A 1,081-nucleotide genomic window follows, 5' to 3' on the forward strand; every position below is an offset into this window, starting at 1 on the left:
GACCAGAGGTGCTGGTGGGAATTTGTGTTGAACGCTCTTTAGAAATGATTATTGGATTACTTGGAATATTGAAAGCCGGAGGTGCGTATGTGCCCCTGGATCCGTCTTCTCCAGTCGATAGACTGCGGTACATATTGGAGGATAGTAGAGCAAATGTATTATTGACGCATCAAGCTGTACTTGATGCGCTGCCTGCATTTGAAGGGGAAACTTTGTGTCTAGATGAAGATAGTGTGAGAATTCAAAAAGAAAGTATGGAGAACATCAAACAGAGGGTAGGTCCTGAGAATCTTTGCTATGTTCTATATACTTCGGGATCGACAGGAAATCCCAAGGGAGTACTGATTGAGCATCGACAGATTGGAAACTATTACAATGGGATGAAGCAAAGATTAGGAGTCAAGTTCGGGGAAAGATACGCGATGGTACAACCATTAACAGTGGATTCTAGCCAAACAGTATTGACTCTTTCATTACTCACAGGTGGATGTTTACATGTGATATCTAGGGAATGTTCATTGAATGCACATGAATTTGCAAACTACTGTGAAGCAAAATCTATTGACTGGTTAAAAATTGCCCCTTCTCATTTGGCGGTTTTGCAGAATTCGGTTAATTCTACACATGTGTTACTACCTAAACGGGGATTGATCTGCGGAGGAGAGGGATCGCAATGGGAATGGCTGTATGGAATGAATGAGATTTCGGATGCTTGCGAGATATATAACCATTATGGACCAACCGAAACTACAGTTGGAATAACGATGTATAAAATACATTCAGATGGTCGGCGATTTGATAGAAAGCTTGCGCCCATTGGACGACCTTTAGCAAATACGCGTATATACCTTTTGGATAATGATCAAAATCTGGTTCCCGTGGGTGTAGCGGCAGAAATGTATGTTGGTGGTAAAGGTGTAGCCCGTGGTTATCTGAATCAACCTGAACTGACGGCGGAGAAGTTTGTAGAGAATCCATTTGAGCCAGGGGAAAGGATGTATCGAACCGGGGACTTGGCCCGTTGGTTGCCAGACGGAAACTTGGAGTATTTGGGACGGATAGATGATCAGGTCAAGATTCG

General features: G+C 43.2%; 1 protein-coding gene. It reads left to right on the forward strand.

Features of this window, described 5'->3' with window-relative positions; all coding sequences use genetic code 11:
* A partial coding sequence (locus tag ACFSB2_RS17785) for an amino acid adenylation domain-containing protein (protein WP_377944454.1) occupies positions 1-1,081 on the forward strand: 1,081 nt, incomplete at both ends.

Origin of the sequence: Alicyclobacillus fodiniaquatilis (assembly GCF_042678105.1) — a bacterium.
Taxonomy (GTDB): Bacteria; Bacillota; Bacilli; order Alicyclobacillales; family Alicyclobacillaceae; genus Alicyclobacillus; species Alicyclobacillus fodiniaquatilis.